This is a genomic window from Streptomyces sp. NPDC006261, assembly GCF_040613515.1.
In the GTDB taxonomy this organism is placed as follows: Bacteria; Actinomycetota; Actinomycetes; order Streptomycetales; family Streptomycetaceae; genus Streptomyces.
In genome coordinates this window covers 75,754-95,800 of record NZ_JBEXSI010000025.1, presented here as the reverse complement: position 1 = coordinate 95,800, position 20,047 = coordinate 75,754, and the positions used below count along the sequence as shown (strand labels likewise).

22 protein-coding genes are annotated in these 20,047 nt (G+C 72.6%); 10 read left to right on the top strand and 12 right to left on the bottom strand.

The features are described 5' to 3' along the window. Positions 1-42 precede the first annotated feature (42 nt). From ABZ154_RS18465 to ABZ154_RS18455, 3 genes are read left to right on the top strand one after another with little or no spacing between them, the layout of a single operon-like run. Positions 43-1,320 carry a CBS domain-containing protein gene (locus tag ABZ154_RS18465; protein ID WP_128851620.1) on the top strand — a complete coding sequence of 426 codons (1,278 nt, stop codon included), beginning with the start codon at positions 43-45 and terminating at the stop codon, positions 1,318-1,320. After that, positions 1,307-1,870: a DUF1003 domain-containing protein gene (locus ABZ154_RS18460; RefSeq protein WP_356833824.1), complete on the top strand. Its 564-nt coding sequence runs from the start codon at positions 1,307-1,309 to the stop codon at positions 1,868-1,870. The genes ABZ154_RS18465 and ABZ154_RS18460 overlap by 14 nt, the downstream gene beginning before the upstream one ends. 43 nt (positions 1,871-1,913) lie before the next feature. Beyond that, positions 1,914-3,047 (top strand): Mrp/NBP35 family ATP-binding protein, encoded by a 1,134-nt coding sequence (locus ABZ154_RS18455; RefSeq protein ID WP_356833822.1) that lies wholly within the window; start codon positions 1,914-1,916, stop codon positions 3,045-3,047. A gap of 60 nt (positions 3,048-3,107) precedes the next feature. Here the strand turns inward: ABZ154_RS18455 and ABZ154_RS18450 are convergent, their stop codons facing one another. The 5 genes from ABZ154_RS18450 to sigE all read right to left on the bottom strand — a co-directional run bounded on the left by ABZ154_RS18450 (position 3,108) and on the right by sigE (position 8,190). Further along, on the bottom strand, positions 3,108-3,773 hold the full coding sequence (locus tag ABZ154_RS18450; RefSeq protein ID WP_356833820.1) for a hypothetical protein: 666 nt from the start codon (positions 3,771-3,773) through the stop codon (positions 3,108-3,110). Positions 3,774-3,899: 126 nt separating this feature from the next. Continuing rightward, complete coding sequence (locus ABZ154_RS18445) at positions 3,900-4,397, bottom strand: sec-independent translocase (protein ID WP_356833818.1); 498 nt, start codon at positions 4,395-4,397, stop codon at positions 3,900-3,902. A 125-nt stretch (positions 4,398-4,522) separates the two neighbouring features. Next, positions 4,523-6,235: a trypsin-like peptidase domain-containing protein gene (locus ABZ154_RS18440; protein WP_356833816.1), complete on the bottom strand. Its 1,713-nt coding sequence runs from the start codon at positions 6,233-6,235 to the stop codon at positions 4,523-4,525. Between the two features lie 132 nt (positions 6,236-6,367). Then, positions 6,368-7,435, bottom strand: coding sequence for a zf-HC2 domain-containing protein (locus ABZ154_RS18435; protein WP_356833814.1), 1,068 nt, complete (start codon positions 7,433-7,435; stop codon positions 6,368-6,370). Further along, positions 7,432-8,190, bottom strand: coding sequence for an RNA polymerase sigma factor SigE (gene sigE, locus ABZ154_RS18430; protein WP_356833812.1), 759 nt, complete (start codon positions 8,188-8,190; stop codon positions 7,432-7,434). Before sigE ends, ABZ154_RS18435 begins: the two co-directional genes overlap by 4 nt. A gap of 178 nt (positions 8,191-8,368) precedes the next feature. Here sigE and ABZ154_RS18425 point away from each other — a divergent pair, with 178 nt between their 5' ends. Continuing rightward, positions 8,369-9,034 carry an O-methyltransferase gene (locus ABZ154_RS18425; protein ID WP_093692458.1) on the top strand — a complete coding sequence of 222 codons (666 nt, stop codon included), beginning with the start codon at positions 8,369-8,371 and terminating at the stop codon, positions 9,032-9,034. Between the two features lie 91 nt (positions 9,035-9,125). Here ABZ154_RS18425 and ABZ154_RS18420 read toward each other — a convergent pair whose 3' ends face one another. Continuing rightward, positions 9,126-9,293, bottom strand: a complete 168-nt coding sequence (locus ABZ154_RS18420) for a DUF3117 domain-containing protein (protein ID WP_003966491.1) — start codon at positions 9,291-9,293, stop codon at positions 9,126-9,128. Positions 9,294-9,610: 317 nt separating this feature from the next. On the opposite strand from ABZ154_RS18420, the gene ABZ154_RS18415 reads away from it, so the two are divergent. Then, positions 9,611-10,423, top strand: coding sequence for an enoyl-CoA hydratase-related protein (locus ABZ154_RS18415; RefSeq protein ID WP_356833810.1), 813 nt, complete (start codon positions 9,611-9,613; stop codon positions 10,421-10,423). Between the two features lie 4 nt (positions 10,424-10,427). On the opposite strand, the gene ABZ154_RS18410 is transcribed toward ABZ154_RS18415, so the two are convergent. Together ABZ154_RS18410 and ABZ154_RS18405 are read right to left on the bottom strand one after the other, a co-directional pair. Continuing rightward, positions 10,428-11,024, bottom strand: a complete 597-nt coding sequence (locus ABZ154_RS18410) for a DNA-3-methyladenine glycosylase I (RefSeq protein ID WP_356833808.1) — start codon at positions 11,022-11,024, stop codon at positions 10,428-10,430. After that, positions 11,021-11,476, bottom strand: coding sequence for a cell division protein DivIVA (locus tag ABZ154_RS18405; RefSeq protein ID WP_356833806.1), 456 nt, complete (start codon positions 11,474-11,476; stop codon positions 11,021-11,023). Before ABZ154_RS18405 ends, ABZ154_RS18410 begins: the two co-directional genes overlap by 4 nt. Before the next feature lie 65 nt (positions 11,477-11,541). On the opposite strand from ABZ154_RS18405, the gene folP reads away from it, so the two are divergent. Further along, entirely contained in the window at positions 11,542-12,414 is an 873-nt protein-coding gene (gene folP / locus ABZ154_RS18400; RefSeq protein ID WP_356833804.1) for a dihydropteroate synthase, read from the top strand. Positions 12,415-12,513: 99 nt separating this feature from the next. Here the strand turns inward: folP and ABZ154_RS18395 are convergent, their stop codons facing one another. Both ABZ154_RS18395 and dapE read right to left on the bottom strand, forming a co-directional pair. After that, positions 12,514-13,299, bottom strand: coding sequence for a TIGR00730 family Rossman fold protein (locus ABZ154_RS18395; protein WP_356833802.1), 786 nt, complete (start codon positions 13,297-13,299; stop codon positions 12,514-12,516). Between the two features lie 112 nt (positions 13,300-13,411). Continuing rightward, positions 13,412-14,491 carry a succinyl-diaminopimelate desuccinylase gene (gene dapE, locus ABZ154_RS18390; RefSeq protein ID WP_356833800.1) on the bottom strand — a complete coding sequence of 360 codons (1,080 nt, stop codon included), beginning with the start codon at positions 14,489-14,491 and terminating at the stop codon, positions 13,412-13,414. A gap of 200 nt (positions 14,492-14,691) precedes the next feature. Here dapE and ABZ154_RS18385 point away from each other — a divergent pair, with 200 nt between their 5' ends. Next, complete coding sequence (locus tag ABZ154_RS18385) at positions 14,692-15,612, top strand: hypothetical protein (RefSeq protein WP_356833798.1); 921 nt, start codon at positions 14,692-14,694, stop codon at positions 15,610-15,612. A gap of 285 nt (positions 15,613-15,897) precedes the next feature. Then, positions 15,898-16,335 (top strand): ATP-binding protein, encoded by a 438-nt coding sequence (locus ABZ154_RS18380; RefSeq protein WP_356833796.1) that lies wholly within the window; start codon positions 15,898-15,900, stop codon positions 16,333-16,335. A 71-nt stretch (positions 16,336-16,406) separates the two neighbouring features. On the opposite strand, the gene dapC is transcribed toward ABZ154_RS18380, so the two are convergent. Next, the gene (gene dapC, locus ABZ154_RS18375) at positions 16,407-17,501 is read right to left on the bottom strand and encodes a succinyldiaminopimelate transaminase (protein ID WP_356833794.1); all 1,095 of its coding nucleotides are present in this window, start codon (positions 17,499-17,501) and stop codon (positions 16,407-16,409) included. A gap of 115 nt (positions 17,502-17,616) precedes the next feature. Then, a complete protein-coding gene (fdxA, locus tag ABZ154_RS18370) occupies positions 17,617-17,937 on the bottom strand; it encodes a ferredoxin (protein ID WP_018956287.1) in 321 nt (106 codons plus the stop codon). Between the two features lie 117 nt (positions 17,938-18,054). Between fdxA and ABZ154_RS18365 the strand changes: the two genes are divergently transcribed. Then, entirely contained in the window at positions 18,055-19,068 is a 1,014-nt protein-coding gene (locus ABZ154_RS18365; RefSeq protein WP_356833792.1) for a GNAT family N-acetyltransferase, read from the top strand. A gap of 73 nt (positions 19,069-19,141) precedes the next feature. Then, the gene (locus ABZ154_RS18360; protein ID WP_356833790.1) at positions 19,142-20,023 is read left to right on the top strand and encodes a transglutaminase-like domain-containing protein; all 882 of its coding nucleotides are present in this window, start codon (positions 19,142-19,144) and stop codon (positions 20,021-20,023) included. Positions 20,024-20,047: the final 24 nt, after the last annotated feature.

Here is a 20,047-nt window from a genome sequence, read left to right as displayed (position 1 = left end):
AGGCATCAGCGACAGAGGCCGGCACGGAGAAGGAGGCGGAGCATGGCGGCAGGAGCCCCCAGGGTCTTCGTCTCGCACCTCTCCGGGGTGCCGGTGTTCGATCCGAACGGGGACCAGGTCGGCCGGGTCCGTGACCTGGTGGCGATGTTGCGGGTCGGCGGGCGGCCGCCGCGCATCCTGGGTCTGGTCGTCGAGGTGGTCAGCCGGCGGCGGATCTTCCTGCCGATGACCCGGGTGACGGGCGTCGAGTCCGGCCAGGTCATCACCACCGGCGTGGTCAACATGCGGCGCTTCGAGCAGCGGCCCACCGAACGGCTCGTCCTCGGCGAGTTCCTCGACCGGCGCGTGCGGCTGGTGGAGACCGACGAGGAGGTCACCGTCCTGGACGTCGCCATCCAGCAGCTGCCCGCCCGCCGGGACTGGGAGATCGACAAGTACTTCGTCCGCAAGGGGCGCGGCGGTGCGCTGCGCCGCAAGGGCGAGACGTTGACGGTGGAGTGGTCGGCGGTCAGCGGCTTCTCGCTGGAGGAGCACGGGCAGGGGGCCGAGAACCTGGTCGCCACCTTCGAACGGCTGCGCCCCGCCGATGTGGCCAACGCCCTGCACCACCTCTCCCCCAAGCGCCGGGTCGAGGTGGCCGCCGCACTCGACGACGACCGGCTCGCCGACGTCCTGGAGGAGCTGCCCGAGGACGACCAGGTGGAGATCCTCGGCAAGCTCAAGGAGGAGCGGGCCGCCGACGTCCTGGAGGCGATGGACCCGGACGACGCGGCCGACCTGCTCTCGGAGCTGCCCGAGGAGGACAAGGAGCGGCTGCTGACCCTGATGCGGCCGGACGACGCGGCCGACGTACGGCGTCTGATGGCGTACGAGGAGCGGACGGCGGGCGGTCTGATGACGACCGAGCCGATCGTGCTGCGCCCGGACGCCACGGTGGCCGACGCCCTCGCCCGGGTCCGTCAGTCGGACCTGTCGCCGGCGCTCGCCGCACAGGTGTACGTGTGCCGCTCGCCCGACGAGACGCCGACCGGCAAGTACCTGGGCACCGTGCACTTCCAGCGGCTGCTGCGCGATCCGCCGTTCACGCTGGTCAGCTCCATCGTCGACAGCGACCTGGTGCCGTTGCCCCCGGACACCCCGCTGCCGACCGTGACCAGCTATCTGGCCGCGTACAACCTGGTCTCGGCGCCCGTGGTGGACGAGAGCGGGTCCCTGCTGGGCGCGGTGACCGTGGACGACGTCCTGGACCACCTGCTCCCCGAGGACTGGCGCGAGACCGACTTCCACGGCGAGGGGGGCATCCGCCATGGCCGAACGTGAGGAACGGTCGAAGGCCGCTTCCACCGGCGCCTCGGGTCTGATGCGCCCGCCGCGCACCCGGCTCGACCAGCCGAAGTCGCCGCGGCGGCGGCTGCTGCCGGAGTACGACCCGGAGGCGTTCGGCCGGTTCTCCGAGCGGATCGCGCGGTTCCTGGGGACCGGGCGGTTCATCGTCTGGATGACGCTGATCATCATCGTCTGGGTGGTGTGGAACATCTTCGCGCCCAAGGACATGCGGTGGGACGAGTACCCGTTCATCTTCCTGACCCTGATGCTCTCGCTCCAGGCGTCGTACGCCGCTCCGCTGATCCTCCTGGCGCAGAACCGGCAGGACGACCGGGACCGGGTCACCCACGAGCAGGACCGCAAGCAGAACGAGCGCTCCATCGCCGACACCGAGTACCTCAGCCGGGAGATCGCGGCGCTGCGGATGGGCCTCGGCGAGGTCGCCACCCGCGACTGGATCCGCTCGGAGCTCCAGGACGTGGTGAGGGACATGGAGGACCGCCGGATCGTCCTCGGACCCGAGAGTGACGAAGGCGACCGCTGACGGGCCACCCGCCCGCAGGGCTCGGCGCCGTAACATCGTCGGTATGGCTACGGAAGACGCGGTGCGTGAAGCACTGGCGACAGTGAACGACCCGGAGATCCACCGCCCGATCACCGAGCTGGGCATGGTGAAATCGGTCGAGATCGATCCTGACGGTGTAGTCGCTGTCACGGTGTATCTCACGGTCTCCGGCTGTCCGATGCGCGAGACGATCACCAGGAACGTGACGGAGGCGGTCTCCCGCGTGGAGGGCGTCTCCGGCGTGGAGGTCACCCTCGACGTCATGAGCGACGAGCAGCGCAAGGAGCTCGCGAGCTCCTTGCGCGGCGGCACCGCCGAACGGGAGGTGCCCTTCGCCAAGCCCGGCTCGCTGACCCGGGTGTACGCGGTCGCCTCCGGAAAGGGCGGCGTCGGCAAGTCCTCGGTGACGGTGAACCTCGCGGCGGCGATGGCGGCCGACGGGCTGAAGGTGGGCGTCGTGGACGCGGACATCTACGGGCACAGCGTGCCCCGGATGCTCGGCGCGGACGGCAAGCCCACCCAGGTCGAGAACATGATCATGCCGCCGTCCGCACACGGCGTGAAGGTCATCTCCATCGGCATGTTCACCCCGGGCAACGCGCCCGTGGTGTGGCGCGGCCCGATGCTGCACCGGGCGCTCCAGCAGTTCCTCGCCGATGTGTACTGGGGCGATCTGGACGTCCTGCTCCTGGACCTGCCGCCGGGCACCGGTGACATCGCGATCTCCGTGGCGCAGCTCGTGCCGAACGCGGAGATCCTGGTCGTCACGACCCCGCAGCAGGCGGCGGCCGAGGTGGCCGAGCGGGCCGGTTCCATCGCCGTACAGACCCACCAGAAGATCGTCGGCGTCGTGGAGAACATGTCGGGCATGCCGTGCCCGCACTGCGACGAGATGGTCGACGTCTTCGGCTCGGGCGGTGGCGCCCGGGTCGCGGAGGGCCTGACCCGGACGGTCGGCGCCGAGGTGCCGGTGCTGGGCTCGATCCCGATCGACCTGCGGCTGCGTGAGGGCGGCGACGAGGGCAAGCCGGTGGTCCTGTCGGACCCGGACTCCCCGGCCGGCAAGGCCCTGCGCTCGATCGCGGAGAAGCTGGGCGGCCGCCGGCGCGGCCTGTCGGGCATGTCGCTGGGGATCACCCCGCGCAACAAGTTCTGACCTCTTCGTCCTCAGGCGCCGGACGGGCCGGTTCTTCCAGCCCGTCCGGACGCCCAGGGCTCACTCGTACGCGGTGATGTCCTTGATCACGGCGAACCCCAGCCCGTACGCGCTCATCCCCCGCCCGTACGCCCCGATGTGCACGCCCTCGTGCGCGGACCCGGCCAGCACCCAGCCGAACTCGGACTCCCGGTAGTGGAACTCCACCGGGACCCCGTCCACCGGCAGCGAGAGCGTCGTCCAGGGCGCGGAGCCGAGGTCGTCGGCGAGGGTGAACGCCGTCTCGGTCTGCTGGTCCAGCCAGTCGTCGCGCAGGGTGTGGTCCATCTGCGGCGGCCACGTGTACGCCAGCAGGCCCGAGCCGGCCAGCCAGGCGGCCGAGGAGACCGTGGTGGCGTCCAGGACCCCCGTACCGTCACCGCTGCGTCTCACGGGGCTGGCGGCGACCGTGATGACGGCCGCGAACCGTTCCTTCTCGGCGGTGGAGCCGTCCGTCTTCACCGAGGGCTCGTCACCGTGCCCGGTGGAGCCGTGCTGCACGGTGCCGTCCGCCGCCGTGCCGACCTGCATCAGCCAGCGCGGGCCGGTGAAGGCCTCGTCCAGCCCGTACCAGCGGAAGGGGGCCTCCAGGTAGCCGTCGACGGTACGCCGCCGGGCCGCCGGTACCTCCTGTGCCGTGACCGTGCCAGGGGCACCGTCCGTATCCACCCGACTCGTCGTCTCCATCTGAGCGGCCGCCTCCTCGATCAGTCCTGATCCGGAGCGGCCCGCCCCCCGCGGGCGTGGGCATCCTCGCAACCGGACAGATGGAGAATAGCCATACCGTCCGGACGAGTCGGGATTGACCTCGCGTCAGGTGGCGTCCGCGTCGAACGGCGGACGCTCGGGCTGTGCCTGCTGCGGGGTCTTCTTCAGCAGGTCAGGGGCGGTGTCGCCGGTCTTGGTGAGGCTGGGCGACGTGGTGGTGCCCGACGCGCCCGCCGACCCGTTCGCCGCACTGTTGGCGGAATCCGGTGCGGGCGTGCGTCCGTTGACCGCGTCGGTGACGTCGGCGATCTCCTTGCGCAGATCGAAGCTCTCGCGGATCTCCTTCAGCCCCAGGTCGTCGTTGCCGTCCATCAACTGCTTGCGGACGAACGTCTTGGGGTTGAGGTCCTCGAACTCGAAGTCCTTGAACTGCGGGCCCAGCTCCGAGCGGATGTCGTCCTTGGCGCTGTCCGAGAACTCACGGATCTTGCGGACGGTGCGCGTGACGTCCTGGATGAGCTTGGGCAGCTTCTCGGGGCCGAAGACCAGCACGGCCAGCACCCCGAGCGTCAGCAGCTCCAGTGCGCCTATGTCATTGAACACCTAGCTGCTCCTCGTGTTCTCCGCCTGATCCCGGCTTCTCCGCCCGTCCCGGCCAGGTGGGACAGGTGCCCGGACCCGTCAACGGTACCTGTCCGACCTGTCCGGGCGGTACCTTGCCGTGTCGCTCACGTGCCGCTCGCCGAGCCGAGCGTCAACGTGACGGACTGCTCCTTGCCACCTCGGGTCAGCCGCAGCTCCAGCCGGTCGCCCGGCCGGTGGGCGCGGATCTTCACGATCAGCTCCTCCCCGCTGTGCACCCGCTGGCCCTGCACCTCGGTGATCACGTCGCCGGACCTGATGCCCGCCTTGGCGGCCGGGCCGTCCTTGGTCACCGCGGGGCCGTCCTCGGGCCCCTTCTCGCCGATCTTGGCGCCGTCGCCGGTGAACTTCATGTCCAGCGTGACGCCGATCACCGGGTGGGTCGCCCGGCCGGTGTTGATCAGCTCCTCGGCGACGCGCTTGCCCTGGTTGATCGGTATCGCGAAGCCGAGGCCGATGGAGCCGGACTGGCCGCCGCGCTCGGTCCCCTTGCCGCTGTCGGCGGCGCGGATGGCGCTGTTGATGCCGATGACGTGGGCCTGGGTGTCGACCAGTGGTCCGCCGGAGTTGCCGGGGTTGATCGGGGCGTCGGTCTGGAGGGCGTCGACGTAGCTGATGTCGCTGCCGTCGCCCTTCTCGCCGCCCGCGGTGATCGGGCGCTGCTTGGCACTGATGATGCCGGAGGTGACCGTGTTGGACAGGTCGAAGGGGGCGCCGATGGCCACCACCGGGTCGCCGACCCGGACGTTGTCGGAGTTGCCGAGCGGCAGGGGCTTGAGGCCGGAGACCCCGCGGACCCGGACGACGGCGAGGTCGTAGCCGCTGTCCTTGCCGACGAGTTCGGCGGCGGCGCTCTCGCCGCTGCTGAACGTCACGGTGATGTCGCCGCTGGATCCGGCCGGGGCGACGACGTGGTTGTTGGTGAGGATGTGGCCCCGGGCGTCGAGGACGAAGCCGGTGCCGGTGCCGGACTCCGCGGTGCCGCTGACGTGCAGGGTGACCACGCTGGGCAGGGCGCTGGCGGCGATGCCCGCGACGCTCTCGGGGGCCCGGTCGCCGTTGTCGTGGCTCGCCTGGGGCAGCTCGACGGTGGTCAGACCACCGGTCCGCTCGACGTACGCGCCGACGCCGCCGCCGATACCGCTGGCGACGAGGGTCAGCAGGAGCATTCCGGCGAAGGCGCCGCCGCGGCGGCTCTTCCGGCGGCCCGGCTCGGTGCCGGGCGGCGGTCCCACCTGGGTCAGCGGCTGCCCCGGCGCCCCCCAGGGGTCGTACTGGAGCCACTGCGAGGGCCGCTGCTCCCCCGGCCCCGCCAGGGGCGCACCGGTCCCGTCCGTCGTCGCGTACGGCGCCTGCTCGGGGGAGGTCTGCGGAGGCACGGTGGCTGGGTCCGAGGACCGCGGTGGTACGGGTGTGGCCTGCGGGGGCCCCGGGGCCGGTTGCGGCGGCAGCAGGGGCGCGGCCCGCGGGGGTACGGGGGTGCCGTGGGCCGGGGTCGGCCGCTGGACCGGCGGCGCGGGCGCCCACGGCCCGGGGCCGCCGTACGGCGGGGTGCTGTACACGTCGGGCTCGTGCAGCGGCGGCCCGGCGGGGCGGGACGGCTGCGGCTCCTGGCCGACGGGAGGCACGGGGCTGTCCGCGAGCGCGGCGGTATCGGTCGGGCCGGGGCTGTCCGGCCGCGCCGACGGTGCGTCGCCCTCGCCGCGGCCCCGGCTCTCCGGCTCGTCGCGGCCGGGCCGCCCCGTCGTGGGGCGGCTCCACCACTTCGCCTGCGGCCCGGTGGGCCTACCGTCGTCCATGCTCTCCCCGCAACTGGCCTCTGCACGCCCCACAGAGGCGTCCCTCCCCGGATTCAACCAGGTTTGCGAATCCCCGCGCAGGGTCCGGTCGTGGTTCGGCCGAGGCCCCGTCCGGGTCCGGCCGGATGCCCGTCAGCGCCGGAGGGAGAGCGGGCTCCCCGGGTCGTTGGTCGGCGCGGGCTGCCCCGGCCCCGAGGAGGCCGGTGGTGTGAACGCCTTCGCCGTCGAGCCGCCGCCCAGCACGGCCGCGAGCAGCGGCGTGGAGCCACCGGCCGGACGTATCAGCGGTGGCACGGACACGTTCAGCGCGGGGAACGTGAAGGGGTGTCCGCCCAGGGCCGAGGTGGAGAACAGCGGCGGAGCCGTCGTCTGCGCCCGCGGGGACAGGGGTGGCTTCACCGCCGGGACGGCGGATGCCGGTGGAGCGGTGAGCGAGGGCGAGGGCCGGTGCCAGCCGGTCGAGGACGCATCGGCCGCCGACCGGTTCACAGCCAGGCGGTCACCGCCCACCGACTGGGCGCCGCCGCGGCGGCTGACCGCCGCTTCGGAGCCCGCGGCGCGCGTCTCAGCGTCGAGCGGCGTCACGCTGTTGCCACTGCCCTCGGCGCGCGGCAGGGGGTCCGGGCCGGAGTCCAGCGGCAGGGCGCCGCCGAGCGCGATGGCCGCCAGGGACACGGCGCCGGCCGCGGCGAAGGCGAAGCGCCTGCCGCGCCACGGCGAACGCTCGGCCTCCCGGGCCACCTCGTGGATACGGAAGGCGGAGCGGGAGCCGCCCGGGAGGACGGCGGTGGGGCCGTGGGGCGCGGGGAAGTACCCGAAGTCGTCCAGCGGGGAGGGGGGCACGGCGGCGTCGCGGCGGGTGGAGCCGGACGGCCCCAGCGGGGGGAAGAACTCCTCGGCGAACGGGCCGCCGGAGCCGAACGGTCTTCCGGAGCCGGTGTCGTCGCCGCCAGGACCGCCGGGAAGGCCCTGCAGGCGGGCCAGGAACCCCTCGGAGGGCGACGGCGCGGCGGACATGGCGAAGGCGCTCTTGAGGCGCCGCTGGGCGTCGGCCTCGACCTTGCACCGGGCGCAGGTCGCCAGGTGGGCCAGCACCCGCTCGCGGGCGTCGTGATTGAGCTCGCCGTCGACCAGCGCGGCGAGCCGGTCCCCCAGATGCGCTTCGGCGGGGGTGGGACCGGTCGGACCTGTGCCGCTCACGCCGTTCCGCCCTCCCCCGCGAGGACCGCGTCCGCCAGGGAGCGCTGCTCGGCGCGGGCTTCGGGCGAACGGTGCCTGAGCGCCTTGCGCAGGTGCGAGCGGCCGCGGTGGATGCGGCTGCGCACGGTGCCGAGCTTCACGCCGAGGGTGGCGGCGATCTCCTCGTAGCTGAGGCCCTCGATGTCGCAGAGGACGACGGCGGCACGGAACTCGGGCGCGAGGGTGTCCAGAGCCTGCTGCACGTCGGCGTCGAAATGGGTGTCGTTGAAGACCTGCTGCGGGGACGGCTCCCGGCTGGGCAGCCGCTCGGCCGCGTCGTCGCCGAGCGAGTCGAAGCGGATCCGCTGCTTGCGCCGGACCATGTCCAGGAAGAGATTGGTGGTGATGCGGTGCAGCCAGCCCTCGAAGGTGCCGGGCGTGTACGTCGACAGCGAGCGGAAGACTCTGACGAAGACTTCCTGGGTGAGGTCCTCGGCGTCATGCTGGTTACCCGTCAGCCGGTAGGCAAGGCGGTACACGCGACCGCTGTGCGTGCTGACGATCTCTTCCCATGAGGGCGGGGTCCACGCCTGGTCCGCATCGGAGGCGAAGGTCGCGGTCGGTGCGGAGTTGTCGGAAGAACGGTCAGCAATGTTGGTCACGGATTTCGGCTCACCGGCCGACCTGAGAAGGCGCCGCAGCACCCCGCCCCGATCCACAGGCGCAGCCGCACCTCCCCTATCGGCTCTGGTGGTGTCCAGTGGAGCCCCTACCATAGCCACCTCGCCCGTTAGCTCCGGATAAGCCTTTTTTCCTGCTGGGGCCGGGCTTCACCCGGGACTTCGCGCAGGCTCACCGGGCCGATCCGCGGGCCGGGGGGCTGCGCTTTCCCCACTCCTTGCACAACGCCCGGTCCCATCTGCGGGTTCCCGGGTCCAGCGGATACAGTCACCGTTGCGCCAACTACGGGGACAGGAGAGGGTCATTACCGCCAACCGGCAGACGAGCTGGGCGTTCGCCGACGCCTTTGTCGCCGAGGACGAAGCCCTGCACCGGGCCCGGGAACGGGCTCGTGAGCTGGGGCTCCGCTCGGTGTCACCGGGCACCGGCGCCGCGCTGCGCCTGCTGGCCGGCGCCGCGGACGCCAAAGCGGTGGCGGAAATCGGCACGGGCACGGGCGTGTCCGGCATCTACCTGCTGCACGGGATGCGTCCCGACGGTGTGCTGACCACGGTGGACCCGGAGCCCGAGCGTCAGCAGTTCGCCCGGGAGGCGTTCCGCGAGGCGGGCTTCGCCTCCAACCGGTCCCGCTTCATCCCCGGTCGCGCGCTGGACGTGCTGCCCCGGCTCGCGGACGGCGGTTACGACCTCGTCTTCTGCGACGGCGACCGGCTGGAGAGCCTCGACTGCCTCGCTGAATCGTTGCGCCTGCTGCGTCCCGGCGGGCTGGTCTGCTTCGAGGGCGTCTTCGCCGACGGCCGCACCGTCGACTCCGCCGCCCAGCCCGCCGAGGTGCTGCGGCTGCGGGAGCTGCTGCGCGCGGTGCGCGAGAGCCAGGAGCTGATGCCTACGCTGCTGCCGGTCGGCGACGGGCTGCTCTGCGCGGTCCGGCGCGGCTGAGTCCCGAACCCGTGACGGGGCTCGTTGAACGCACCACTGCCCGGTACGGAAATCCGTACCGGGCAGTGGTGAAGGTGATGGGCGTTCCGCGTCAGCCGACGACCTTCTTCAGCGCGTCGCCGAGGGCATCGGCCTCGTCCGGAGTCAGCTCGACAACAAGCCGACCGCCGCCTTCGAGCGGAACGCGCATGACGATGCCCCGCCCCTCCTTTGTCACCTCGAGCGGGCCGTCGCCCGTCCGCGGCTTCATGGCCGCCATGCTCGTTCCCCTTCCTGAAACCAGCTCATCGCAACCGGCGGCCCCATGACAGGCGCTGCCTCACCGGCATCGAACACATTGCTTCTTCGCCATTATCCCGCATCAGGGACCCCGATGACCAACATCGCTCTGCATCGCTTGCGCAACGCGCTCTCTCAAAACCACTCAATTCGGCGATCCGGCTGCGATACTGCGCCGCCCCGGGCCCCCAGGTGAGAGCCAATTGTTAGACGCAGGTCACATCTACTCGCCGCTCCGCGTCGGCCATGCTTGCCTCCAGGGGCAACGATGCCCGAGCAGTGAGGGGATGGACCGCAATGGCCGACGAGCCGGCGAACACCGTGCTGTACGACGTGAGCGAGGGTCTCGCGACGATCACGATCAACCGACCTGACGCGATGAACGCCATGAACACCGCGGCGAAGGTCGCGCTCCGGGACTCCCTGCGGGCGGCGGCCGCGGACCCTGCCGTACGGGCGGTTCTGCTCACGGCCACCGGGCGCGCCTTCTGCGTCGGCCAGGACCTCAAGGAGCATGTCGCCACGCTGACGGCGACCCGCGCCTCGGGCAGCGGCAACGCGCTGAGCACGGTGCAGGAGCACTACAACCCGATCGTGCGGGCCATCACGGAGATGGCCAAGCCGGTCGTCGCCGGGGTGAACGGCGTCGCGGCCGGGGCCGGGTTCGGTTTCGCGCTGGCGGCCGACTACCGGGTGGTCGCCGAGACGGCCTCGTTCAACACCTCGTTCGCGGGCGTCGCGCTGACCGCCGACTCGGGCGTGTCCTGGACCCTGCCGCGGCTGATCGGTCCGAGCCGCGCCGCCGATCTGCTGTTCTTCCCGCGCTCGATCTCGGCACAGGACGCCCTGGAGCTGGGCCTCGTCAACCGTGTGGTCCCGGCGGACAAGCTGGCCGGGGAGGCCGCGGCGGTGGCCCGGGCGCTGGCGGACGGTCCGACGGTGGCGTACGCGGCGCTGAAGGAGTCGATGGCGTACGGCGCCGGGCACACGCTCGCCGAGACGCTGGAGAAGGAGGACGAACTCCAGACCCGGGCGGGCGCGTCACAGGACCACACCATCGCGGTGGAGGCGTTCCTGGCGAAGGAGAAGCCGGTCTACCTGGGGAAGTAGCGGCTCACCCGGCGGTGGAGCCGCCACCCCGGGCCACGCAGTCCGCGAGGTGGTCGTCGACGAGGCCGCACGCCTGCATCAGCGCGTAGGCGGTGGTCGGACCGACGAAGCGGATCGAGCGCTTCTTCAACTCCTTGGCGAGCGCGGTGGACTCCGGGGTCACGGCCGGGACATCGCCCAGCTCGCGCGGGGCGGGCCGGCCGGCCAGGTCGGGGGCGTAGGACCAGATCAGCTCGTCCAGCTCCCCGGCCGGCCAGTCGGCGAGCACCTTCGCGTTGGCGAGGGTCGCGTCGACCTTGGCCCGGTTGCGGATGATGCCCGGGTCGGCGAGGAGCCGCTCCCGGTCGGCGTCGGTGAACTCGGCGACCTCGGCGATCCGGAACCCGGAGAAGGCCGTACGGAAGGTCTCACGGCGGCGCAGGATCGTCAGCCAGGAGAGCCCGGACTGGAACGCCTCCAGGCAGAGCCGCTCGAAAAGGGCGTCGTCCCCGTGGACCGGGCGGCCCCACTCGGTGTCGTGGTAGGCGAGGTAGTCCTCGGTGGACAGGCCCCAGGGGCAGCGCGGCCCGCCGTCGGGGGCGGGCAGGGCTCCGCCGCTCATCGTCCGTCGTCCTCGCCGCGGGCCGGGCCGCCGGCCTGCCGGTCGCCGGGCCCGGCGGGCCGGTCCCCCGGCTGCTTGAAGAGGTCGGTCCCGGTCGTCACCGCGGACGCCTGCGCCCCGGCCAGGGCGGACTCCAGCTCCGCGATCCGGGCGTCCCGCTCGGCCAGCTCCGCGCCGAGCCGGGACAGCGCCTCGTCGACGTCGGCCATCCGGTAGCCACGGGCGGCCATCGGCAGGCGCAGCGCCTCGACGTCCGCCCTGCCGACCGGGCGGGTCGTGGGCAAGGGGTCGGTGAACCGCTGGGGCTCCGCGTCCTGGAGCACGGGGCTCCCGCCACCGCCGACCACCGCGAGGGTGACCGCCGTGACGACCACGACCATCGTGAGCAGCAAGAACCAGAACACGCGCATCTCCCCGGGGGCGGAAACCTCGACCGGCTCCGATGGTGCCATGCGGCACGGACAGTCAGGGCGGGGACGTTAGGGTCGCAGGCGGGCTATCGAGGAGGAAACACGGGATGCGAAGCGGTGCACTCAGGCTGGGGCGGCGGGAATTCGGTCCGCACGAGCCGGTGATCATGGCGATCGTGAACCGGACCCCGGACTCCTTCTACGACCAGGGCGCCACGTTCCGGGACGAGCCGGCGCTCGCCCGCGTCGAGCAGGCGGTGGCCGACGGCGCCGCGATCATCGACATCGGCGGGGTGAAGGCCGGCCCCGGCGAGGAGGTGAGCGCCGAGGAGGAGGCGCGCCGCACGGTCGGGTTCGTCGCCGAGGTCCGCCGCCGCCACCCGGATGCGGTGATCAGCGTGGACACCTGGCGGCACGACGTGGGCGAGGCGGTCTGCGAGGCCGGGGCGGACGTGTTGAACGACGCGTGGGGCGGGGCCGACCCGAAGCTGGCGGAGGTGGCCGCGCGGTACGGGGCGGGTCTTGTGTGCACGCACGCGGGGGGCGCGGAGCCACGGACGCGGCCGCACCGGATCGCGTACGACGACGTCATGGCGGACATCCTGCGCGTGACGGTGGGCCTCGCGGAGCGGGCGGTGGAGCTCGGGGTGCGGGCGGACGGGATCATGATCGATCCGGGTCATGACTTCGGGAAGAACACCCGGCACTCCCTTGAGGCGACGCGGCGTCTCGAGGAGATGGCCGAGACGGGGTGGCCGGTGCTGGTCTCGCTGTCCAACAAGGACTTCGTGGGCGAGACGCTGGACCGGCCGGTGAAGGAGCGGGTCATCGGCACGCTGGCGACGACGGCGGTGTCGGCGTGGCTGGGGGCGCGGGTGTACCGGGTGCATGAGGTGGCGGAGACCCGGCAGGTGCTGGACATGGTGGCGTCGATCGCCGGGCGTCGGGAGCCGGCGGTGGCGCGGCGGGGTTTGGCGTAGGGGAAGCCGCCTGTCCGGCGGGGCGGGGTCCGGGGCGCTGCCCCGAGCCCCGCTCCTCAAGCGCCGGAGGGGCTGGATCTGCCGGGCGGGCTCGATCGGCTACCGCCCGACCTCCTTCGTCACCAGCGTCACCGCTTCGTCCACGTCGTCCGTCACGTGGAACAGCAGCAGGTCCTTCTCCGAGGCCTTGCCCCCGGCGACCACCGTCTCGCGGAGCCAGTCGACCAGGCCGCCCCAGTAGGCGGTGCCGAAGAGGACGATCGGGAAGCGGGTGACCTTGCCGGTCTGGACGAGGGTGAGCGCCTCGAAGAGCTCGTCCAGGGTGCCGAGGCCGCCGGGCAGGACCACGAAGCCCTGCGCGTACTTCACGAACATCGTCTTGCGGACGAAGAAGTAGCGGAAGTTGACGCCGATGTCGACGTGCGGGTTCAGCCCCGACTCGAAGGGCAGCTCGATGCCGAGGCCGACCGAGACGCCCTTCGCCTCCCTGGCCCCCTTGTTGGCGGCCTCCATCGCGCCCGGGCCGCCGCCGGTGATCACCGCGAAGCCCGCGGCGACCAGCGCCTTGCCGATCTGGACGCCGGCCTCGTACTCCGCCGATCCGGCCGGGGTGCGGGCCGAGCCGAAGACGCTGATCGCGCTCGGCAGTTCGGCGAGGGCGCCGAAGCCCTCGACGAACTCCGACTGGATGCGCATCACCCGCCACGGGTCGGTGTGCACCCACTCGGAGTCGCCCTCGGAGTCCAGCAGCCGCTGATCGGTCGTGCCGGGCTGGACCTGCTCCCTGCGGCGCAGTACCGGACCCAGCCACTGTTCCTCGGGGGCCACCGCGCCCTCGGGGACCTCCGCACCTTCAGGGATTCGTGCGTCCTCGGCGTTGCCCATGTTCCGCTCCCTCCACCGACCTGCGTCGTCCTGGGTCGGGCTGTGTCGTGCTGCGTCCGGCCAGCGTAGATCGGCGGAGGTTACGTACGGGGGAATGCCGTGCGTCGGGCGGTCAGCCGGTGAGCCAGGAGCGCAGGCGGTCCTCGCAGTGGGTGATCTTCTCGACCACCACGTGTTCGTCGCGCTTGTGGGCGTAGATCGGGTCGCCGGGGCCGTAGTTCACCGCGGGAACGCCGAGGCCGCCGAAGCGGGAGACGTCCGTCCAGCCGAACTTGGGCCGGGCCGTCCCGCCGACCGCTTCCATGAAGGCCCGGGCGGCGGGGTGGGAGAGGCCGGGCATGGCCGCGCCGGAGTGGTCGTCGATGACGATCTCGGCGACCCCGCAGTCGGCGAAGACCTCGCGGACGTGGGCGATGGCCTCCTCCTCGGTGCGGTCGGGGGCGTAGCGGTAGTTGACGACGACGGTGCAGGCGTCCGGGATGACGTTGGTGGCGACGCCGCCCTCGATGCCGACCGCGTTGAGCCCCTCGTGGTATTCGAGGCCGTCGATGACCGGGCGGCGGGGTTCGTACGCGGCCAGCTTCGCGAGGATCGGGGCGGCGGCGTGGACGGCGTTCGCCCCCATCCAGCTGCGCGCGGAGTGCGCCCGCTCCCCCGCTGTACGCAGGTGGACCCTGAGCGTGCCCTGGCAGCCGCCCTCGACCTCGCCGTCGGAGGGCTCCAGGAGGACGGCGAAGTCTCCGGCGAGCCAGTCGGGGTGGGCGTCGGCGATGTGGCCGAGGCCGTTGAGGTGGGCGGCGACCTCTTCGTTGTCGTAGAAGATGAAGGTCAGGTCGCGGTTGGGCTCGGGGACCGTCGCGGCGATCCTGAGCTGGACGGCGACGCCGGCCTTCATGTCGGTGGTCCCGCAGCCCCAGAGGATGCCGTCCGCGTCGAGGCGGGAGGGGACGTTGCCGGCGATCGGCACGGTGTCGATGTGTCCGGCGAGGACGACGCGCTCGGCGAGGCCGAGGTCCGTGCGGGCGACGACGTTGTTGCCGTGGCGGTCGACGGTCAGGTGGGGCAGGCCGCGCAGCGCTGTCTCGATCGCGTCGGCGAGCGCCTTCTCCTCCCCGCTGACCGAGGGGAAGTCGACGAGCCGGGCGGTGAGCGCCGGGCCGTCCAGGGTCAGGTCAAGCGTGCTGTCGGACATGGCCACGACCCTAGAGGACGGGGGCAGGGGCGGGGTCACGACCCTGGATGACCGGGTGCGCCAGGCCTGGCCTCAGCCCCGGAGGACCGAGTGCGCCAGGCCTGGCCTCAGCCCCGGAGGACCGGGGGATCGGGCGTGGCCGCTCCCCCGGAGGAACGGGGTATCGGCCCCCGGCCGTACCCTCCAGTACGGTGGGGCCCGTGCCCCGGACAGCCAGCCCCGCCCGCCGTCGCCGCAGCCGTCTCCTCCGCTACGCGGCCGCCTTCGCCGTGCTCGCCGCGCTGGGCGGTTATCTGGCCGTTCAGTACGACTCCTCCACCACGGAGTCCGCGCCGCGCTGTGTGGTCCGGGCCGCTGACGGGGACCACACCTACGAGATGAGCCTGCACCAGGCGGCGAACGCGGCGACGATCTCCGCCGTGGGGACCACCCGCGGGATGCCGGAGCGGGCGGTGACCATCGCGATCGCGACGGCGATCCAGGAGTCCACGCTCCGCAACATCGACTACGGGGACCGGGACTCGGTGGGCCTGTTCCAGCAGCGGCCCTCCCAGGGCTGGGGCACCGTGGCGCAGATCATGGACCCGGTGTACTCGGCCGGGGAGTTCTACGACCACCTCGCCGAGGTGCCGGGCTACTCCCGGCTGCCGCTGACCGTGGCGGCGCAGCGCGTGCAGCGCAGCGGTTTCCCGCAGGCGTACGCGAAGCACGAGCCGGACGCCGCACTCCTGGCCGCCGCGCTGACCGGGCGCGAGGCCGCCTCGCTGAACTGCACGCCGTCGAAGAGGACCGCCGGGAGCCCGGGGGACGCGGCGCAGGTGCGGGCCGAGCTGATCCGCGCCTTCGGCAAGGACGTCCTGCCCGCCACGAAGGCGGCGGGCGCGTCTGCCGCGGCCACCGTCTCGGTGCCCGTACCGGCGACGGCCCGGGCGAAGGCGGAGGGTGCGCCGCAGCGCGGCTGGGAGCTGGCGCACTGGGCGGTGGCGCACTCCGAGGCGCTGCTGATCGAGCGCGTGAGCTATGCCGACCGGGTCTGGGAGGCGGGTTCGGGCTGGCGGACGGAACGTACGAAGGACAAGGAACCGGACACGACCGCCGTCGGAATCCGGGTCGCTCAGTAGTGCGACCCCTCACTCGTACGGGTCCTTGAGGCTGCCGCTCCGGGCCTCCTGACCCCTCTCTTCCGCACTGCGTTCATCACGCACCGGTTCCCTTGCCGCCCAAGGGAAGTGACGGTTCATCACACGGCTCCGGAATGCCTGTCTGTCCGGGTTCCTCCGCTGCGGATTATCGGACGCATTACCCACTCTTTACCTTTGTCCGCCGCAACTTTCCCTCCCCTCCGACCTGTTGTGAGTTCGTCCGGCTCACGGACCGAATCACTGACATCCCGTCGAAGGAGCACCATGTCCCTCCCCCTGACCCGTCGGATCGCTCGTACCGCGCTGCTGATCGCCGCGGGTGCGGCCCCCGTGGTCGGTGCGGCCGGCGCCGCGAGCGCCGCAGAGCTCCCGCAGACCCCCGACCTCGGCGGTCTGACCGCGCTGGACGGCGCCGGTCTCGGCAACACCGTGGACAGCGCCGCCCAGCAGGGCACCCAGGCCGCCGGTGACACCGGCGGCCGCCTCGTCGGCACCGCCCTTCCGGCCGCGGGCAGGACCGTGGGCCAGACCGCCAAGGTGGCCGCCCCGGCCGTCCAGGAGACCGCGGGCCAGACCGCCGGCAGCGCGGGCGAGGCCGTCGGCGGCATCGCCGGTGCCGCCGGTGGCGGCCTGCCGACCGACGCCCTCGCGGGCGGCCTGCCCACCGGTGGTCTGCCGCTGGGCGGTCTGCCGATCGGCTGACCCACCGCCGTACGGACACGCGAGAGGGGCCGGGGAGTGCGCACTCCCCGGCCCCTCTCGTACGTATCGGGTCAGGACAGGCGCTTGACCGCGGCCGCCACCCGCTCGTCGGTCGCGGTGAACGCCACCCGGACGAAGCGCTCGCCCGCCGGGCCGTAGAAGTCGCCGGGAGCCACCAGGACGCCCAGCTGGGCGAGGTAGGCCACGGTCTCCCAGCACGGCTCGTCGCGGGTCGCCCAGAGGTAGAGGCTCGCCTCGCTGTGCTCGATGCGGAAGCCGTGCGCCTCCAGGGCGGCGCGCAGGGCCAGGCGGCGGTCCGCGTACCGGGCGCGCTGCTCGGCCACGTGCACATCGTCACCGAGGGCGGCGACGGCGGCGGCCTGGACGGGGGCGGGCGTCATCATCCCGCCGTGCTTGCGGATCAGCAGGAGCTCGCCGAGGACGGCCGCGTCGCCCGCGATGAAGGCGGCCCGGTAGCCGGCCAGGTTGGAGCGCTTGGAGAGCGAGTGGACGGCGACGATCCCGTCGTAATGACCACCGCAGACGTCCGGGTGGAGCACCGAGACCGGCTCGGCGTCCCAGCCCAGCTCCAGGTAGCACTCGTCGCTGAAGACCAGCACGCCGTGCTCGCGGGCCCAGGCGACGATCCGGGTCAGCTCGTCCTTGGGGAGCACCTTCCCGGTCGGGTTGGAGGGCGAGTTGAGCCACAGGAGCTTCAGACCGGCCGGGTCCAGCTCGGTCGGGTCGTCGTAGACGACGGGCTCCGCGCCGCAGAGCCGGGCGCCGACCTCGTACGTCGGGTAGGCGAGCCGCGGGTAGGCGACCTTGTCGCCCGCGCCGAGCCCGAGCTGCGTCGGCAGCCAGGCCACCAGCTCCTTGGAGCCGACGACCGGCAGCACGTTGGCGTGGGTCACCCCGACAGCGCCGAGGCGTCGCCCCACCCAGCCGGTGAGCGCGTCGCGCAGGGCCTCGGTCCCCCACACCGTCGGATAGCCGGGGCTGTCGGCTGCGGCGACGAGCGCCCGCCGGACCACCTCGGGCACCGGGTCGACCGGCGTACCGACGGAGAGGTCCACGATGCCGTCCGGGTGGGCCTGGGCCGTCGTCTTGTACGGCGTGAGCCTGTCCCAGGGGAAGACCGGGAGGCGGGAGGAGACTGCGGACACGGGGCTCTGCTTTCTCGGGTTGCTCAGGCCGTTCCCGGCCGTACGGGGAAACGCCTCGGTCCCGCACGGTGACAAGCCGTACGGGACCGGGCTGCGCACGTGGTACCGCTGCCGCTTACTGGTTCTGCGGCGGCAGTGCGGCGATGAACGCGTGGTCGCGCTCGATGAGACCGAGCTTCGAAGCACCACCCGGGGAGCCGAGGTCGTCGAAGAACTCGACGTTCGCCTTGTAGTAGTCCTTCCACTCCTCCGGAGTGTCGTCCTCGTAGAAGATGGCCTCGACCGGGCAGACCGGCTCACAGGCTCCGCAGTCGACGCATTCGTCCGGGTGGATGTACAAGGACCGCTGGCCCTCGTAGATGCAGTCGACGGGGCACTCTTCGATGCAGGCCTTGTCCTTCACGTCGACACAAGGCTGCGCGATGACGTAGGTCACGCTGTCGTTCCTCCTCGGTAGGGCGTTGGCTCTCGCGCGGGAGCGCGGCGTCGTCGATGCCCGCCCCTAGTATCTCCGTTCTCGGGCACGATCCGAACAGGAGGGGCGGACAGAGCTGTGGAATTCACCATGGGCGGACGGCTGGAAGTCCGCATCACACCGGCTGACGTGGGCAAACGCGTCTCCGTCCGACGCCGCTCCGAGCCGGGCGGCGCCGGCGCGGAGTTCACCGATACGGTCGGTGTTCTCACATCATGGGACGACGGTGTGGTGGCGATCACACGAAAGAGCGGAGAGTCCGTCCACATCGTGGAATCCTCCCTGGTGGCGGGCAAGGTCGTCCCCGCCGCCCCGGCCCGCAGGAGGGGCCCTGCGGCCTCCTTCCCGGAGCTGGCCGCCGTCACCGCCCGCGCCTGGCAGCCGGTGGAGAGCGAGCCCCTGGGCGACTGGCGGCTGCGCGCCGCCGGAGGTTTCACCCGGCGCGCCAACTCCGCGCTGCCGCTCGGCGATCCCGGTCTGCCGCTCGGCGAGGCGTTCGGGCGGGTCGAGCGGTGGTACGAGGAGCGGGGCCTGCCCCCGTACATCCAGACGGCGACCGGGGCCGAGGGGACGCAGGAGGCCCTCTGCGCGGAGCTGGAGCGGCACGGCTGGCGGCGCGAGGTCACCGCGGAGGTGCGGATCGCCGCGCTGGCGCCGGTCGGTGACCTGGACGCGGATGTGTCGGCGGTGCGGCTGAGCCGGGAGCCGGACGAGGCGTGGCTCTCGCGCTACCAGCGGTTCTCCACCCCTGGCCCCCATGTGCTGCGGGTGCTGGGCGGCGGGCCTTCGGTCTGGTTCGCCACGGTGGCGGGCGCGGCCTCGGGCGAGGACGGGGGCGAGGCACCCGCGGCGATCGGCCGGTGCGTCGTGGACGGGCGCTGGGCGGGTTTCATGGCCGTCGAGGTCGCCCCCGAGCACCGGCGGCACGGGCTGGCCACCTCGGTGATGGCGGCGCTGGCCCGGCGGGCCATGGAGGAGGGTGCATCGGCGGCCTGGCTCCAGGTGGAGGAGGACAATGAAGGGGCACGGGCGCTGTACGAGGGCATGGACTTCGCGGCGCACCACCGCTACCACCACTTCAGGCCCGCGTAGCGGAGACCGGACCGGACCCCCTGGCCGGGCGGGGGCAGCCAGCAGCAGGGACGAGCAGGGGCATGGGTCGCATATGAGCGCGCAGGATTCCGGTACGGCCGACCGCCGGCGGCAGTTCGCCGATGAGGCCCGCTCCGAGCGGCCGGATCTGGCGCTGCTCTGTCTGCTGGTGGGCGCGGAGGCGGGCCCGGTCGGCCCCGAGGAACCTCGCCCGGTCGATCCGGGTGAGGTCTACCCCGACCCGTACGGGATCGACGCGGCGCAGATCGAACTGGACCGGCTGGCCGGGCTGTTGCCCCACGGCACCCGCTCCCCCGTCGCCTGGGCCTCGGCGCTGGCCGAACTGCTCGGCGAGCGGCACGAGTTCGGCGGGTCGTCGGCCGACTACCAGCGGCTGGAGTCCTCGCTCCTCCAGCAGGTGCTGCGGCGGCGCCGGGGGCTGCCCATCCTGCTCTCGGTGGTCTGGATCGAGGTCGCCCGGCGGGCCGGCGCCCCGGTGTTCGGGGTGGCGCTGCCCGGCCACTTCGTGGTCGGCTTCGGGGACCCGGCACAGCCGGTGCTCGTCGATCCGTTCTCCGGGGGCGCGCCGCTGACCGGCCAGGACGCGGACCTCCTGGTCACCGCGGCGACGGGGGCCGCTCTGGAGCCGTCCATGCTGACGCCCGCCCGGCCGCTGGAGATCGTGCTGCGGATCCTGAACAACATCAGGGCCTGGGCCGCCGCCCGCCCCGAGCGCACGGATGTGGCCCTGTGGGCGGTGGAGCTCTCGCTGCTGCTGCCCTCTCACCCGGCGCGGCTGCGCTACGAGCGGGCCCAGCTCCTGGTCCAGCGCGGGGACTTCCAGCGCGGGGCGGCGGAGATGGAGGAGTACGCGGAGGTGCTCGACTCCATCGAGCCGACCACGGCCGAGGCGATCCGGCACAAGGCCCAGGCGGCCCGGGCGCTGCTGAACTGAGCCGGCCCCGGCCGCTCCGCAACA

Bases quoted from the DNA above. Each gene is read 5' to 3' on its own strand.
- sigE (WP_356833812.1), bottom strand. From the start codon at position 8,190: ATGGTAGGGGCTCCACTGGACACCACCAGAGCCGATAGGGGAGGTGCG.
- ABZ154_RS18450 (WP_356833820.1), bottom strand. From the start codon at position 3,773: ATGGAGACGACGAGTCGGGTGGATACGGACGGTGCCCCTGGCACGGTC.
- ABZ154_RS18440 (WP_356833816.1), bottom strand. From the start codon at position 6,235: ATGGACGACGGTAGGCCCACCGGGCCGCAGGCGAAGTGGTGGAGCCGC.
- ABZ154_RS18410 (WP_356833808.1), bottom strand. From the start codon at position 11,024: ATGAGCGGCGGAGCCCTGCCCGCCCCCGACGGCGGGCCGCGCTGCCCC.
- ABZ154_RS18405 (WP_356833806.1), bottom strand. From the start codon at position 11,476: ATGGCACCATCGGAGCCGGTCGAGGTTTCCGCCCCCGGGGAGATGCGC.
- ABZ154_RS18420 (WP_003966491.1), bottom strand. From the start codon at position 9,293: ATGGCGGCCATGAAGCCGCGGACGGGCGACGGCCCGCTCGAGGTGACA.
- ABZ154_RS18460 (WP_356833824.1), top strand. From the start codon at position 1,307: ATGGCCGAACGTGAGGAACGGTCGAAGGCCGCTTCCACCGGCGCCTCG.
- ABZ154_RS18395 (WP_356833802.1), bottom strand. From the start codon at position 13,299: ATGGGCAACGCCGAGGACGCACGAATCCCTGAAGGTGCGGAGGTCCCC.
- ABZ154_RS18380 (WP_356833796.1), top strand. From the start codon at position 15,898: ATGTCCCTCCCCCTGACCCGTCGGATCGCTCGTACCGCGCTGCTGATC.
- ABZ154_RS18465 (WP_128851620.1), top strand. From the start codon at position 43: ATGGCGGCAGGAGCCCCCAGGGTCTTCGTCTCGCACCTCTCCGGGGTG.
- ABZ154_RS18415 (WP_356833810.1), top strand. From the start codon at position 9,611: ATGGCCGACGAGCCGGCGAACACCGTGCTGTACGACGTGAGCGAGGGT.
- ABZ154_RS18455 (WP_356833822.1), top strand. From the start codon at position 1,914: ATGGCTACGGAAGACGCGGTGCGTGAAGCACTGGCGACAGTGAACGAC.
- folP (WP_356833804.1), top strand. From the start codon at position 11,542: ATGCGAAGCGGTGCACTCAGGCTGGGGCGGCGGGAATTCGGTCCGCAC.
- ABZ154_RS18360 (WP_356833790.1), top strand. From the start codon at position 19,142: ATGAGCGCGCAGGATTCCGGTACGGCCGACCGCCGGCGGCAGTTCGCC.
- dapE (WP_356833800.1), bottom strand. From the start codon at position 14,491: ATGTCCGACAGCACGCTTGACCTGACCCTGGACGGCCCGGCGCTCACC.